The sequence below is a fragment of the Methylobacterium sp. D54C genome, from assembly GCF_053345595.1.
Map to the genome: position 1 here is coordinate 1 of NZ_JBKFAK010000029.1, position 14,913 is coordinate 14,913.

12 protein-coding genes, 1 tRNA gene and 2 rRNA genes are annotated in these 14,913 nt (G+C 72.3%); 12 read left to right on the forward strand and 3 right to left on the reverse strand.

Annotated features, from left to right (window positions below):
* The 3 genes from ACLBYB_RS28875 to ACLBYB_RS28885 form a co-directional block, all read left to right on the forward strand.
* Positions 1 to 109, forward strand: a 23S ribosomal RNA gene (locus tag ACLBYB_RS28875); the annotation flags it as partial.
* A gap of 171 nt (positions 110 to 280) precedes the next feature.
* Positions 281 to 396, forward strand: a 5S ribosomal RNA gene (gene rrf / locus ACLBYB_RS28880).
* Positions 397 to 509: 113 nt separating this feature from the next.
* A tRNA-Met gene (locus ACLBYB_RS28885) sits at positions 510 to 586 on the forward strand.
* A 67-nt stretch (positions 587 to 653) separates the two neighbouring features.
* Here ACLBYB_RS28885 and ACLBYB_RS28890 read toward each other — a convergent pair.
* Together ACLBYB_RS28890 and gcvA are read right to left on the reverse strand one after the other, a co-directional pair.
* Positions 654 to 2,798 (reverse strand): helicase-related protein, encoded by a 2,145-nt coding sequence (locus ACLBYB_RS28890; RefSeq protein ID WP_447700846.1) that lies wholly within the window; start codon positions 2,796 to 2,798, stop codon positions 654 to 656.
* Between the two features lie 210 nt (positions 2,799 to 3,008).
* Complete coding sequence (gcvA, locus tag ACLBYB_RS28895) at positions 3,009 to 3,896, reverse strand: transcriptional regulator GcvA (protein ID WP_447700847.1); 888 nt, start codon at positions 3,894 to 3,896, stop codon at positions 3,009 to 3,011.
* 93 nt (positions 3,897 to 3,989) lie between these two features.
* Here gcvA and ACLBYB_RS28900 point away from each other — a divergent pair, with 93 nt between their 5' ends.
* The gene (locus tag ACLBYB_RS28900; RefSeq protein ID WP_447700848.1) at positions 3,990 to 5,219 is read left to right on the forward strand and encodes an MFS transporter; all 1,230 of its coding nucleotides are present in this window, start codon (positions 3,990 to 3,992) and stop codon (positions 5,217 to 5,219) included.
* Positions 5,220 to 5,341: 122 nt separating this feature from the next.
* Here ACLBYB_RS28900 and ACLBYB_RS28905 read toward each other — a convergent pair whose 3' ends face one another.
* The gene (locus tag ACLBYB_RS28905) at positions 5,342 to 7,066 is read right to left on the reverse strand and encodes an adenylate/guanylate cyclase domain-containing protein (RefSeq protein WP_447700849.1); all 1,725 of its coding nucleotides are present in this window, start codon (positions 7,064 to 7,066) and stop codon (positions 5,342 to 5,344) included.
* Positions 7,067 to 7,219: 153 nt separating this feature from the next.
* Here ACLBYB_RS28905 and ACLBYB_RS28910 point away from each other — a divergent pair, with 153 nt between their 5' ends.
* From ACLBYB_RS28910 to ACLBYB_RS28945, 8 genes are all read left to right on the forward strand, one after another.
* Complete coding sequence (locus tag ACLBYB_RS28910) at positions 7,220 to 7,798, forward strand: DNA-3-methyladenine glycosylase (RefSeq protein WP_042670544.1); 579 nt, start codon at positions 7,220 to 7,222, stop codon at positions 7,796 to 7,798.
* Positions 7,799 to 7,907: 109 nt separating this feature from the next.
* Positions 7,908 to 9,053: a zinc-dependent alcohol dehydrogenase gene (locus ACLBYB_RS28915; RefSeq protein ID WP_447700876.1), complete on the forward strand. Its 1,146-nt coding sequence runs from the start codon at positions 7,908 to 7,910 to the stop codon at positions 9,051 to 9,053.
* Positions 9,054 to 9,063: 10 nt separating this feature from the next.
* Positions 9,064 to 9,558, forward strand: a complete 495-nt coding sequence (locus ACLBYB_RS28920; RefSeq protein WP_132368912.1) for a hypothetical protein — start codon at positions 9,064 to 9,066, stop codon at positions 9,556 to 9,558.
* A gap of 146 nt (positions 9,559 to 9,704) precedes the next feature.
* The gene (locus ACLBYB_RS28925; protein ID WP_447700850.1) at positions 9,705 to 10,859 is read left to right on the forward strand and encodes a transporter substrate-binding domain-containing protein; all 1,155 of its coding nucleotides are present in this window, start codon (positions 9,705 to 9,707) and stop codon (positions 10,857 to 10,859) included.
* Positions 10,856 to 11,482 (forward strand): ANTAR domain-containing response regulator, encoded by a 627-nt coding sequence (locus ACLBYB_RS28930; RefSeq protein ID WP_020096063.1) that lies wholly within the window; start codon positions 10,856 to 10,858, stop codon positions 11,480 to 11,482. Before ACLBYB_RS28925 ends, ACLBYB_RS28930 begins: the two co-directional genes overlap by 4 nt.
* A 175-nt stretch (positions 11,483 to 11,657) precedes the next feature.
* Positions 11,658 to 12,503 carry a nitrilase family protein gene (locus tag ACLBYB_RS28935; protein ID WP_447700851.1) on the forward strand — a complete coding sequence of 282 codons (846 nt, stop codon included), beginning with the start codon at positions 11,658 to 11,660 and terminating at the stop codon, positions 12,501 to 12,503.
* 37 nt (positions 12,504 to 12,540) lie between these two features.
* Entirely contained in the window at positions 12,541 to 13,707 is a 1,167-nt protein-coding gene (locus ACLBYB_RS28940; protein ID WP_447683685.1) for a substrate-binding protein, read from the forward strand.
* 355 nt (positions 13,708 to 14,062) lie between these two features.
* On the forward strand, positions 14,063 to 14,896 hold the full coding sequence (locus ACLBYB_RS28945) for a branched-chain amino acid ABC transporter permease (RefSeq protein ID WP_020096060.1): 834 nt from the start codon (positions 14,063 to 14,065) through the stop codon (positions 14,894 to 14,896).
* Positions 14,897 to 14,913: the final 17 nt, after the last annotated feature.

Below are 14,913 nucleotides of genomic sequence, written 5' to 3' on the forward strand. Positions count from 1 at the left end.
CGAGACCTCCCTTGAGGGCCGTGGAAGACGACCACGTCGATAGGCCGGGGGTGCAAGCGCGGTGACGCGTTGAGCCGACCGGTACTAATCGCCCGATTGGCTTGATCGCTCTCGTGATCCGTGTCCGTGTGTGACCGGCAGCCGCTGCAAAGCGGGTGACGGGCACACAGCCACGGTTATAAGAAGACCCGCAGCGATGACGCTGCCTGCTTGCCGAACACAGCACTCGCCGTCGCAGCACCCTGCGACGCCCAGTGCCAAACAAGTTGCGATGCGCCGGTCTGGTGGCCTGAGCGGCGTGCCCAGAACCCGATCCCATCTCGAACTCGGCCGTTAAACACGCCAGCGCCTATGGTACTGTGTCTCAAGACACGGGAGAGTCGGTCGCCGCCAGACCCGCCCATCGCAATACACACACCTTCCCTCGACACGAACACCGATCCGGCCTCCGGACACGGCGCACGCTCACACAGAGCCCGCGTCGACCCGGACCAGCCGCACAGACTTGGCGCGGGGTGGAGCAGCCCGGTAGCTCGTCAGGCTCATAACCTGAAGGTCACAGGTTCAAATCCTGTCCCCGCAACCAACGTCATCTGACAAAGCCCGCTGCGCTGAACGCGCAGCGGGCTTTTTTCATGTTCCGATGCCGCGTCTCACCGTGCCCCGACCGGCCGGCGGCTGCGCCGCTCGGCCTTGCGGGTCGCTGTCTCCCGCAGGTGCTGCTCGATGGCGTCGTTGGCCCGGCCGCGCATGTGGCGGATGGCGTCCACGTCATCGAAGGTCTCGGGGAAGCGCCGCGACAGCCACAGATAGGCGCTGGCGAGCTTCACGGTCCGCTCCTGGTAGTCGAGCGCGCCCGAGAGGTTGCCGCGCAGAGCCGGGACCGTGAGGCCGGCGGCGCGCGCCTGGCACCAGCGCTCCAGCAGCCCCATGGCGATCTCGTCGCGCCGGTCGATCGGGCAGACCGAGAAGGCGAACTTCTCCTCGATCGGCAGCCGCGCCCGGTCGACGATCCGGGCGACCTCCAGCACCTCCTCCAGGGCCGAGGGCTGGAACGGCGAGCCCGCGTAGAAGGTCGCCCGGGCGAAGTGGGTCAGCACCTCGTGCAGGCTGTGCGTGCGCATCTCCTCGGCCACCGAGCGGATCGCCCCGAGATCCGGGCGGACGAAGAAGCGCGTGTCGGCCGCCGGCGCCGTCGGGGCGCCCGAGAGGGCGGTGCGGATCGGCTCGGCGGCGTACGGGTCGGTCGCCGCCACGTAGCCGACATCCTGGTGGCCGTAGCGGCCGGCCCGGCCGGCGATCTGCCGGATCTCGGAATGGGTCAGCGCCCGCTCGGCGGTCCCGTCCCACTTGCGCACCGCCGAGAACACGATCCGCTTCAGCGGGCCGAGGTTGAGCCCCATGCCGATCGCGTCGGTGGTCACCAGCACGTTGGCCTCGCCGGAGCGGAAGCGCGCGGCCTCGGCCCGGCGGACCTCCGGCGACAGGGCGCCGTAGATCGTCGCGACCCGGTGGCCGCGGGCGACGAGGACCTCGCGATTCTCGTGCACGGCCCGGCGGGAGAAGGCCACGACCGCGTCCCCGGCCTCGACCTTCTCCAACGGCACTGGCTCCTCCAGCAGCAGGAGCGGCGACTTGCGGGTGAAGGGGATCACCTCCAGGGACTCGTTGGCCGCTTCGGCGGCGCGGCGGACATACGACAGGGCGTCGTCGGAGCCGCAGACGATCACGGTCCGCGCCGCGACGCCGAACAGCGCGTTGGTCCAGGCCCAGCCGCGGTCGGGGTCCGACAGCATCTGGATCTCGTCGATCACCGCCACGTCGATCGGCCGCGTCAGGTCGGCGGTCTCGATCGTCCGGGCGGTGTGGGTCGGGTTCGCCTCGCCCAGCACCTCCTCGCCGGTGATCATGCCGGCGCGCAGGCCGCGCTCGCGCAGGGTCTCGTAGTTCTCCAGCGCCAGCAGCCGGAGCGGCGCGAGGTAGGCTCCGGTCTCGGCCGCCGTCAGGTGCTGGAGCGCCGCGTAGGTCTTGCCGGAATTGGTCGGCCCCATGTGGAACACGATCTTCCGGTCGAGGCGCCGGGCGGCGGTGAACCGCTCGATATAGGCGCCGAAGCCGACCTGATCGCGCAGCCGCCGCAGGCGCGAGCCCTCGCGCGCCACCGCCTTGGCGTGGCGGCGGACGGGGGTGAGCGTGTCGTTGAGGCCGCGGGCGAGCTTCGGGCCGTACGTGAAGACCCGCGACCGGAGCGAGCGGTCCATGTGGGCGATGTAGGCGGCGGCGTCCGCCCCGACCTCGCGCAGGTCGACGAGGAGCTGCGCCCGCAGCCGGTCGACCGGCTTGTGCAGGGCGCGGGTCGCCTGGAGGGCTGTGCGCGCCACGGCGTCGCGCAGGGCCTCCAGGCGGTGCGTCGGGTCGTTCCGGGCGGCCATGCGGGCGAGGATCTCGGCCGCCTCCGGCTCGGGGGCCACGTCGAGGCGCAGGTCCAGGCGGCCGTTGTCGAGGAGCGGGATCTCGGTGCGGATCAGCCAGGTGATGCGGTGGTCCTTGGTGACCACGGCCCGGAGATTGGCGATCGCCTTCCGGATCGCCGGGACGCCGGTCTCCGCGAAGGCCCGGGCGGCCCGCATGTCCCGGAGCGCCCGGGCGACACGGTCGTCGTCGACCTCGGCGCCGTAATCGGGCAGGTCGAGCTGGGCGAGCAGCCGGTCGAGGTCGACCGCCTCCGGGGCGACGCCGAGCCGCCCCAGGGACTCGATCAGGCTCTCGATCGTCGGGCGGAGACGCTTGCGCGCCATGCGGTCACCTTCGGCAGAAGCGTCTGACGCCAACCCCGACGCGGTCGGGGGCGTTCCGGATCCGATCCATGCGCCGGACGGAGGCGGCACGCCATCCCTGATGCGCGTCTCCGCCGTCTTTGCGAGCGCAGCGAAGCAATCCAGTCGGTGCCCTCCGGACGGAAGGCGCGCCGCCCTGGGTCGCTTCGCTGCGCTCGCGATGACGGAGCGTTACGGATGCCGCGCCGCCTCGGCGAGCCAGCCGCAGAAGGCCCGGACCGCCGGATCCTCCGCTCGCGGCTCGGGGATGTAGGTGTAGTAGCTCCGCGCGGGCAGGGCCGGGCCCGGGAATGGCAGGGTCAGGCGGCCGGCCGCGACGTCGTCGGCGATCAGCCGCTCGGGCCCCATGGCGACGCCGAGCCCGTCGAGGGCGGCCTGGAGGGTCAGGTAGAAATGCTCCAGCGTCACCGTGGCCCGCGGCGCCAGATCCGGGACGCCCGCCGCGCGCAGCCAGTCGGGCCAGACCCGCGGCAGCGTCGCGGCGTGCAGCAGCGTGTGCTGCCGGAGATCCTCCGGCACCCGGAGCGGCAGCCGCCGCAGCAGGTCCGGGCTGCAGACCGGGATGCGCCGCTCGGACAGGAACGGCTCGGCGCGGTGGCCCGGCCGGCTGTCCGGCCCGCCCCGGATCGCCACGTCGAACGGCTCCGCGAGGCTCGCCAGGGGCACGTTCGAGGTGGTCAGCCGCACCTCGATCGACGGGTTGGCCCGCTGGAAGCCCGACAGGCGCGGGATCAGCCAGCGGAGTGTGAAGGTCGCCAGCGCGTTCACGTGCAGCAGGCGCGGCCGTCCGCGCTCGGCCTGCCGGGCGGTGGCCAGGGCGATCCGGTCGAGGGCGGCGCCGATCTCGGTGGCGTAGGCCGTGCCGGCCTCGGTCAGGACCACGCGCCGGTTGTGGCGCTCGAACAGCGGCAGCCCGAGCCAGCCCTCCAGCATCTGGACGTGCCGGCTGACCGCCCCGTGGGTGACCCGCAGCTCGTGCGCGGCGCGGGTGAAGCTCTCGTGCCGCGCGGCCGCCTCGAAGGCTTTCACGGCGTTGAGCGGCGGCAGGCGGCGGTGCACGGGTCAGGTTTCCTCACGCGAGCGTCAGCTTAAGTCGTTTGTCAGCTCCGGGCCAGGGCGCCATCCTGGCGTCGCACCACGAAGGATGGCTGGATGTCCGCCGCGTCCGATCTGACCGCGTCTCCCGAACCCATGTCCCTGTCGGACGCCCGGCGCACGCTGGTGGCCACCGGCGCGAACCACGCCCTGCACGACGGCTACACGGACCTGATCTACGTGCTGCTGCCGGTCTGGCAGGCGGAGTTCGGCCTCGACTACGTCGCCCTGGCGTTCCTGCGCTCGCTCTACAACGGGGCTCTGGCGGCGCTGCAGATGCCGGCGAGCCGCCTCGCCCAGGCCTGGGGCGTCCGGACCGTGCTGGTGCTCGGCACCGTGCTCAGCGCGGCCGGCTACGCGATCGCCGGGGCTTCGGGCGGCCTCCTCGGGCTCGGGATCGGGCTCCTGCTCGGCGGCGCGGGCAGCAGCACCCAGCATCCCCTGGCCTCGGCGGTGATCGCCCGGGCCTACGGGCCCGGCGCCCGCGGGCCGCTCGGCACCTACAATTTCACCGGCGATCTCGGGAAGGCGGCGGTCCCGCCCCTGGTCGGCCTGCTGCTGACCCTGACGGGCTGGCGGCACGCGCTCTGGGTGATCGCCGGCGCCGGGATCGTGGTCGCGCTCGCGGTCGCGCGCCTGCTGCCGCGTGAGCCGGCGTCACGCAGCGGCGGCGCCGCTGCGCGTCCGGCGCCCCATCCGTCCGCGACCGGGTCGGGGAGCGGCACGGGCTTCCGGCTGCTCGTCGCCATCGGCATGCTCGACAACGCCGCGCGGCCGGCCTTCCTGCTCTACCTGCCGTTCCTGCTGCAGGAAAAGGGCGCGGCGCTGACCACGGTGGGCTTCGCCCTGTCGCTGGTCTTCGTCGGCGGCGCGCTCGGCAAGGCGGTCTGCGGGCGCCTCGGGGAACGCCTCGGCGTGACCCGGACCGTGATCCTCACCGAGACCGGGACGGCACTGGCGATCCTGGCGGTGATCGTGCTGCCGCTGGCTCCCGGGCTGATCCTGCTGCCGCTGCTCGGCGTGATGCTGAACGGCACCTCGTCGGTCCTCTACGGGACCGTCCCGGAGCTGGCGCCCGGCGGCCGGGTCGAGCGGGCCTTCGCGGTGTTCTACACCTGGACGCTCGGCGGCAGCGCGCTGGCGGCACCGCTGCTCTACGGCCGGCTCGGCGACGCGGCCGGCCCGCACTGGGCGGCCGTGGCGGCGGCCGGGACGGCGCTCGCCGTGGTGCCGCTGATGCTGGCCCTGGCGCCGCGCCTCGGGGCGGCGCACCGGCAGCGGGCCTGAGGCACGCCGTCCGCTCGGATCACCCGTCATTGCGCGCGCAGCGAAGCGACCCGGGGATGCGCGACGCCGAGAACCGCGGTGCCACTCTGGATTGCTTCGCTCCGCTCGCAAAGACGTTCGCGTCAGGCGTTTCCGAGGGTGCTGACCCGGACGGCCTCGGACCGGCCGTCCACCGTCACGTCCCGGATCTCCGCCGGCGCCATGCGGGCCGCCGCGTAGACCGCCTCCGACACCACCGCCACGCAGCCGAGGACCTTGGTCAGGCCCTGGAGCCGGGCCGCGACGTTGACGGTGTCGCCGAGCGCCGTGAACCGGGCGTCGGTGGCGTCGCCCATCTCGCCGACGATCGCCGGGCCGGCATGTACGCCGATCCCGTACCGGAGGGTGTGCTCCAGGTCGGCCGCCAGGAGCCCGTTCAGCGTGTCGACCGACTCGGCGATGAGGTCGATCGCCTTCAGGGCCTCCCGGGCGGCCGCCTCGGCCTCCGTCTCCAGGCCGAACAGGGCCAGCAGGCCGTCGCCGAGGAACTGGTTGGTCGAGCCGCCGGCCTCGCGCACGGCGTCGCCGACCGCGCCGAGGAAGCGGTTGATGATGAACACCGTGTCGTAGGGCAGGCGCTCCTCGGCGAGCCGCGTCGAGCCGCGCAGGTCGACGAACATCGCCACGATGAAGCGCTCCTCGCCCGACTGCGCCCGGTCGAGCAGGTCGGCCTGGCGCATCCGCGGCTGCGGCGGCAGCAGCGGCACCACGGCCATGTCGGTCTCGGGCCGGAACTGGCAGGCGAGGCGCACCCCCGGGCCGGCCGCGATGCGCTCCAGCACCGCCCGCTCGGTGCGGCCGGGCGCCGGCGCCCCGTCGCTGCCGTCCGTCACCCGGATCCGGCAGGTCGAGCACCGGCCGCGGCCGCCGCAGACGCTGGCGTGGGGGATCCGGTTGCGCCGGCTCGCCTCCAGCACGCTCGTGCCGCGGGGTACCCGCACCACCCGTCCGTCCGGGTAGCTGAGCCGGATCGTGCCGCGCTTGATCTCGGCGAGCGTCCGCGCGCCGCGGGCCGCGATCACCGCCGCCACGAGGCCCGCGTAGGTCCCGAGCAGCCCGTCCCGGACGGCGGCGAGCCGCGCCACCTGGTCGGGCAGCCCGACATGGACCGGCTGGAGCGCCGCCGCGCGCCACGCCGGATCCTGCGCCAGGGTCATGACCATCCGGCCGCCCTGCGCGAAGCCCAGCAGCGACAGGACCGGCACCAGCACCGCGAGCGCCAGCAGCCAGGGCGCCATGCGGTCGAAGCCGGGCTTCAGCCGCAGCCAGAAATACAGGCCCATGCAGCCGTGGATCCAGGCGACGACCAGGACCGTGACCTGCATCAGGCCGAGGATCGGCGAGGCGATCCAGAAGGCGTAGAGTTCCTGCGCGTAGCCCTTGTCGAGCCCCTCGGTGACGAAGGAGACCCGGGTCCCGACGATGTGGCTGATGAGCAGCGGCGGGATCAGCAGGCCCGAGACCAGCTGCAGGGTCTCGGACGGCCGCCAGTGGAAGAAGCGGGCCGCGTAGAGGGCCTGGAGCCCGAGCAGCAGGTGGGCCACCAGGGCGCCGTAGAGCAGCGTCAGGCCGACGGGGTTGAGCCAGACGGCCGTGACGAGGTCGAGGCCGTCCTCCATGGCGTCGAGGGAGACGTTGCCCAGGGCTTGGTTCAGCAGGTGGGTCAGCACGTAGCCGAACAGGATCAGGCCGCTGGCCAGCCGGAGGCGCCGCAGGTTCAGGCGGAGCCGCGCGGCGCGCGGGGCCGACCGGGGTTGCGCGCCCGACTCTGCGGACCGGAGCGTCGCGATCGAGGCTGTGCGCACCATGCTGGAGGTCCGAAGGGATCGGTTCTGGGCCCGCCATTCACGGGCCCCTCGTACCAGCAAGACTTCCGTTGCGTCCGATTTATTTCTAATCGCCCGCGTTTCGCCGGATCCCGGCGACGCGGATCGCGCGGGGCCGCCCGCGCCGGAGCCCCGATGCTGGACACCTTCTTCGCCCGCAGCGCCGCCGCGGTGGCCTCCGACCTGATCGGCGCCCGCCTGTTCGTCGGCGCGGCCGGCGGGATCATCGTCGAGACCGAGGCCTACGACAGCACCGATCCGGCCTCCCACAGCTTCCGCGGCCCGACCCGGCGCAACGCCAGCATGTTCGGCCCGCCGGCCCACGCCTACGTGTACCGCTCCTACGGGATGCACTGGTGCCTGAACCTCGTCTGCGAGCCCGGCAGCGCCGTGCTGCTCCGGGCCCTCGCGCCGACCGAGGGGCTTCCCGCCATGCGGGCGCGCCGCGGCCTGGAGGATCCGCGCCTCCTCTGCGCCGGCCCCGGCCGCCTCTGCCAGGCCCTCGGCGTCACCGACGCGCTCGACGGGGCGCCCCTCGCGCGGGCGCCGTTCCGGTTCGAGCCCCGCGCCGCGGGCGATTCCGGGGGCGGCGACGTGGTCAGCGACCGGCGCATCGGCATCACCCGCGGCGCCGAGACGCCCTGGCGCTTCCTGCTCGCCGGCTCCCGGTTCGTGAGCCGCCCGGCGCGGAAGGCAGGGCCGGCCGCCGGATGAGGGCGCCCGCCCGCCGCGCGTCACCTCGCGCCCCGCCGCGGCCGCCGGGAACTTGGGCATCCACCTGCGGTTCCCCGGTCGTGGACGAGGGAGCCCCAGCATGCTGGCGATGAACTACCGCGGGCCGTACCGCGTGCGCGTCGATCGCAAGCCGATCCCCGTGTGCGAGCATGTTGAGGATGCGGTCATCCGAGTTACGCGAACCTGCGTCTGCGGATCTGATCTTCACCTGTACCATGGAATGGTGCCGGATACGCGCGTCGGCACGACGTTCGGCCACGAATTCACGGGCGTTGTTGAGGAGGTCGGCTCCGGCGTGCGCAATCTCGCGGTCGGCGACCACGTGCTGGTCCCGTTCAACATCGCCTGCGGCCGCTGCCACTTCTGCAAGCAGGGGCTGTTCGGGAACTGCCACGAGGCGAACGCGCAGGCGACCGCGGTCGGCGGCATCTACGGATACTCGCACACCGCCGGCGGCTACGACGGCGGCCAGGCCGAGTACGTCCGGGTGCCCTACGCCGATGTCGGCCCGTGCAAGATCCCCGAGACGATGGACCTCGACGACGCGGTGCTGCTCACCGACGTCGTGCCGACCGGCTATCAGGCGGCCGAGATGGGCGGGATCCAGCGCGGCGACACCGTCGTGGTCTTCGGCGCCGGACCGGTCGGCATCATGGCGGCGCGCTGCGCGTGGCTGTTCGGGGCCGGGCGGGTGATCGTCATCGACCACGTCGAGTACCGGCTCGACTTCGCGCGGCGGTACTGTCCCGCCGAGGTCTACAATTTCCGCTCGATCGGGGATCCCGTGGTCTTCCTGAAGAAGACCACCGATTCCCTCGGGGCCGACGTCTGCATCGACGCGGTCGGCGGCGACGCGGCGGGGAGCGCCCTGCATACCCTGATGGGGACCAAGCTGAAGCTCGAGGGCGGCTCGGCGGTGGCGCTCCACTGGGCGATCAACGCGGTCAAGAAGGGCGGGGTCGTCTCGATCGTCGGGGTCTACGGGCCGACCGGCAACCTGATCCCGATCGGCAACGTCCTGAACAAGGGCATCACCATCCGGGCCAACCAGGCCTCGGTGAAGCGCCTGCTGCCGAAGCTGATCGCCCATATCGCGGCGGGCCGCCTGAACCCCAAGGAACTGATCACCCACAAGGTGCCCCTCGAGGAGGCCGCGGATGCCTACCACCTCTTCTCGGCCAAGCTCGACGGCTGCATCAAGCCGGTCCTGGTCCCCCCGACGGCACGCGCGTGAGGAGGGGGCGATGAGAAACCGTCCGATCGATCCGTCGACGGTCCCGGGCTGGGGCGTCGACGCGGATCCGCAGAACGATCCGACCTACCCGATGCGCGACATCGCGCGCGACGACAGCCGGGGCATGAACTGGACGCGGCCGCCGCAGCAGCGGGCGCGCGTCGAGGTCCTCACCTCGATCGAGTACAACGCCCGGCCGGCGGTCGTCGGCACGTCGACCCCGCCGCGCGGCGTGAGCGGCGTCATCCGCCGGCAGGCGTTCCGCTACAGCGAGTCCCAGTGGGCGCACTGGCTGATGCTGATGGCCGCCGACCGGGTGAACGTGGTCGAGGGCGTGGTCGACGACCTCGCGCGGGGCCGCGTCCCCAACGTCCCGGCCGAGATGGGCGCCCGGGCCGAGCTGGCCCACAACCGGTCCGGGCTGGCGGCGAAGCTCGCGCTGACCGGCGCGGCGATCGGGCTCGGGATCTTGGTCTCGCGCCTCGCCCGCGCGGAGCGGCGCTAGGGCCGCCCCGGAGCCGCACCGTCCCGGGTCCGCCCCCGGCGCCCGGGGACGACGGCGCGGGGAACGGCTTTCGCGGCGGGTCCTCCCTCGGCTAGGACAGCGGGGCGCGCAGCCCTCCGGGTGCCTGCGCCGAGCCCGGGGGGACCATGGCGGCCAAGGATGAAGCGACGTGGCGGGTCGGCGTCCTGTTCTCCCGCAGCGGGGTGAGCGGCATCACCGAGACCGAGCACTTCCTCGGCACCGCCCTGGCGATCGAGGAGATCAACCGGGCCGGCGGCGTGCTCGGGCGCCCGATCGAGCCCGTCTGCTACGACCCCGCCGGCGACAACGACGCCTACCGCACCCTGGCCCGGCGGATGCTCGCCGAGGACGGGGTCGAGGTGGTGTTCGGCTGCTCGCTCTCGGCGAGCCGGAAGTCGGTCATGTCCACCGTCGAGCGGCACAACGGCCTGCTCTGGTACCCGTCGATCTACGAGGGCTTCGAGTACTCGGAGAACATCATCTACACCGGCGCGACCCTCAACCAGAACGTCTTCGCACTGGCCGACTACCTGATGCAGGAGCACGGGCCGCGGATCTTCCTGATCGGCTCCGACTACATCTACCCGCGGGAATCGAACCGGGTCATGCGCGATCTGATCGAGGCGAAGGGCGGGACCATCGTGGGCGAGCTGTACGCGGCCCTCGACGCGGACGACGCGGCCCACGCCGCCATGATCGCGGCGATCCGCGACGCTGCCCCGGACGCGGTCTTCTCCACGGTGGTCGGGCGCGGCGCCGAGCGGCTCTACCGCGCCTACGCCGAATCCGGCATCGACCGCGCCCGCTGCCCGATCGCCAGCCTCACCCTGGCGGAGGGCCAGATCCGCGCGATCGGCCCCGAGCACTGCACCGGCCACGTCCTCGCGGCGCCGTATTTCGGGGCTCTCGCCGGCGAGGAGAACCGGCGCTTCGTCGCCGCCTTCCAGGCCCGGTTCGGGCCTGAGCGCCCCACCAGCATGTGGTCGGAGACCGCCTACGCGCAGGTCCACCTCTTCGCCCGGGCGCTCGCGGAGGCCGGCACCCTCGACGCCGAGCGCCTCGGCGCGGCGGCCCTGCGGCAGCGCCTCGCGGCGCCGGAGGGCGAACTCGCCTTCGACGGCGAGACGCGCCACATCTGGCTCACCCCCGGCATCGGCGTCGCCCGCGCGGACGGGCAGTTCGACGTGGTCTGGCGGGCGCGGCGGCCGGTGCGGCCCGACCCGTACCTCGCGTGGTCCCGGTTCGAGACGAACTGGCTGGAGGAGGGGCTCGCCGCGTGACCGCCCCCGCCCGCAAGATCCTGGACGACCTGCGGCGCGCCCGCGCCCTCGTCATCCATCCCCGGGACGAGGAGGCCGCCGCTTTGCTGGAGCAGCTCCGCCGCCTCGGCTGCGCGGTCTCCCTGGCGTGGCCGCCGCCCGCCGCCCTGCCGGCCGACATCGACACGCTGTTCATCCAGCTCGACGACGCCCAGGTGATGCACCTGCTGCCGTCGATCGAGGCGATCGAGCCGGCGGTCATCGCCATCGTGGCCTACGAGAGTCCGACCTCGCTCAAGGCGATCGCGGACGTCAACGCCCACGGCGTGCTCAACAAGCCGCTCCACCCGCGGGGCGTGCTCACCCAGTTCGCCCTGGCCCGCTACCGGCGCGGCTACGAGGGCCGGCTCACCAGCAAGATCAACCGGCTGGAGGAGACCATGAAGGGCCGCCGCACCGTCGAGAAGGCGGTCCGGCTGCTCGTGGACCTGAACCGGATCGACGAGGACGCCGCCTACAAGATGCTCCGGGACCGGGCCACCGCCGCCCGCGTGCCGATGGCGAGCGTGGCCGAGAGCGTGGTCTCCGCCCACGAGGCGATGAGCGGACTCGGCCTGCGCATCGCGTTGGCGGAAAAGACTTGATCGCAGCAGCCTGCCGCATTTATGGTCTTGCGGTCTGTTTCGGGGTGCGTATCGTAGTCTAACCGGGCAAGGTTGCCCCGCAGCAGCAGTGCTGCACGACATCACGGCTTTGAAGCCTCTGGTTCGCGGATGATCTGTCTCCGCGCCCAGGGGCTTTTTGCGTTTCGGAGCTCTCATGGTCCAGGCGAACGATCCCGCGCGCCCGCCGATACGGGTGTCGTGCATCCAGTTCGAGCCGGAATTCGGCGCGGTCGACGCGAATATGGCGCGCGCGTCGGACCTCGTCCGCGCGGCCGCCGCCGAGGGCGGCCGGCTGATCGTGCTGCCGGAACTCGCGAGCACCGGCTACGTGTTCGAATCCGCCGCGGAGGCCGCCGCGCTGGCCGAGCCGGTGCCGGACGGCCCGACCACCCGCGCCTGGGCGGCGCTCGCCGCGGAACTCGGCGTGCACATCGTGGCGGGCATCGCCGAATCCGCCGGCGAGACCCTCTACAACGCCGCCGTGATCGTCGGGCCGGAGGGCTACATCGGCACGTACCGCAAGGCGCATCTCTGGGATCAGGAGAACGTGTTCTTCGCCAGGGGCGATCTCGGCTTCCCGGTCTTCGACACCGCGCTCGGGAAGGTCGGCGTCGCGATCTGCTACGACGGCTGGTTCCCCGAGACCTTCCGGCAGCTGGCGCTCGCCGGCGCGGAGATCGTCTGCGTCCCGACCAACTGGGTGCCGATGCCCGACCAGCCCGCGGGCGAGGCTGCCATGGCCAACACCCTGCACCGGGCCGCCGCGCACTCGAACGGGATCTTCATCGCCTGCGCCGACCGGGTCGGAATCGAGCGCGGCCAGCCCTTCGAGGGGCAGAGCCTGATCATCGGCCCCAAGGGCTGGCCGCTTGCCGGACCGGCGAGCCGCGACCGCACCGAGACCGTCTCGGCGCTGGTCGACCTCGACGCGGCCGGGCGCAAGGACCTCAACGCGTTCAACTCGCTCCTGCGCGACCGCCGCGCCGACATCTACGGCTGAGCCCGCTTCGCACCGTCGTCATCCAAGGAGTTCGTTCATGGTGAAATGGTCCCTCGTCGCCGCCGCGGCGCTCGCCCTCGCCGCCGCGCAGGCCGCCACGGCCGCGCAGGCCGCCGACGGCAAGCCGATCGTCATCGGCATCCCGATCGGCCTGTCGGGCGCCAACAGCGTCGTCGCCCCCTCGGTGGTGCAGTCGGCCGAGCTCGCCGTGGAGGAGATCAACGCCAAGGGCGGCGTGCTCGGCCGCAAGCTCGTCCTGGAGGTGGCCGACGACGCCTCGGGGGCGGCCGGCGCCCAGAAGGCCTTCGACAGCCTGATCTACCAGAAGAAGGTCGACGTCCTGATCTCGATGGAGACGAGCGCGGCCCGCAACGCCGGCCTGCCCGCCGTCACCAAGGGGAAGGTGCCGTACATCTACACCTCGTTCTACGAGGGCCATTCCTGCAACAAGAACATGTTCGTGGACGCCTGGGTGCCGGAGCAGCAGGTGCCGCCGGTGGTGGACGCCTTCAAGGCGAAGGGCGCCAAGACCTACTTCCTGATCGGCAGCGACTACGCCTTCGGCCGCGGCATGCTGGGCTTCGCCAAGAGCTACGTCGAGAAGACCGGCGGCAAGGTGGTCGGCGAGGAATACCTGCCGATGGACGGCAGCGACTGGACGGCGATCATCTCCAAGCTGAAGGAGGCCAAGCCCGACGCGCTGATCACCTCGACGGCGGGCGGCGCGCCGAACGTGACGCTGACCAAGCAGCTGCGCGGCGCGGGCGTGTCGATGCCCTTCGCCAACCTCGCGCTGGACGAGGGCACCGCCAAGAGCATGGGCGCGGACGCCGAGGGCGTCTACCTCTCGGCCTCCTACGTCACCGGGATCGACAGCCCGGAGAACAAGGCGTTCCTGGCGGCGATGCAGAAGAAGTTCGGCGCGGAGCTGCGCACGCCGAACGACCTCTCGGTGCCGGAATACGAGGCGATCTACCTCTACAAGGCCGCCGTCGAGAAGGCGGGCGGGACCGAGACCGCCAAGGTCCTGGAGGCGCTCCCGACCGTGAGCTTCACCGGGCCGCGGGGCACGATCACCATGAGCAAGCAGCACCACGCGCCGCTGACCATGTATCTCGGCCAGATCCAGAAGGACGGCACCGTGAAGGTCGCCGGCACCTTCAAGGACGTCGATCCCGGCGAGCAGTGCCCGAAGCTGCAGTGAGGGGCGGGGCACGAGGCCTCGCCCGGGCGGGCGACGATATCCACCCGTCTCGCGCCGACGTCGATGACGGAGCGCCACGTGCCCCCTCTCCCGTGCGGGAGAGGGTTGGGGTGAGGGATTAGACGCTCCAGGATCGAGCGCCGTCGTCGCGCTGTCTTGGACGAGACTTCTCCGGAGAGGTCGCACCCCTCACCCTGTCCCTCTCCCGCACGGGAGAGGGGACCCGCGCCCGGTCCGGAAGCCGCGGTGCCGTGGTCGATACGTGACTCGGCAAGCCCGCAGAGGGGGAGGGGACCGTCGTCACCCGCCAAATCCCTCCCTCAGCCCGCGACGACACGCGCACCCGGAATCCCCGATGCTGCTCACCCTCGACATCCTGACCACGGCGGCGATCCTGTTCATCGTCGCGATCGGCCTCCTGGCGATCTTCGGCGTGCTCAAGATCATCAACTTCGCCCACGGGGCGTGGCTGACGGTCGGCGCCTACTGCGCGGTGGTGACCGCCCGGCTCGGGCTCAATCCGTGGCTCGCCCTGCCGCTCGCCTTCGTCGTCGGCGCGGCGCTCGGCGGGCTCGCCGAGCACTTCATCATCCGCCCGCTCTACCGGCGGCCGCTGGACGCGATCCTCGCCACCTGGGGGCTCGGCATCGTGGTCGGGCAGCTCATCACCCTGGCCTTCGGCCGGGACGTCCAGCTCACCCCGAACCTCTACGCCGGCACCGTCGCGTTCCTCGGCGTCGACTACTCGGCCTACCGCCTCGTGGCGCTCGGCATCGCGCTGGCGATCGGCACGCTGTTCGCGCTCACCATCGAGCGGACCCGGCTCGGCCTCTCGGCCCGGGCGGTGATCATGAACGAGACCCTGGCGCGCAGCCTCGGCATCGACACGGGGCGCGTGCGCCTCGTCGTGTTCATGCTCGGCGCCGGCTTCGCGGGCCTCGCCGGCGTCCTGCTGACGCCGCTCACCAGCGTCGACCCCAACATGGGCGTCTCCTGGCTGATCGGCGCCTTCATGCTGGTGATGGTCGCCGACGCCTCGTACCTGGCGCTCGCGGCGGCCTGCCTGGTCTTCGGGGCCGCGCAGGTCCTGATCAGCACCTTCGTGAGCCCGATCCTGGGCAGCATCGCCGTCGCGGTGCTCGCCGCCCTCGTGCTGCGGATCAGCCCGAAAGGTTTCTCCCGTGCTTGAGACCCTGCCCGCCACCG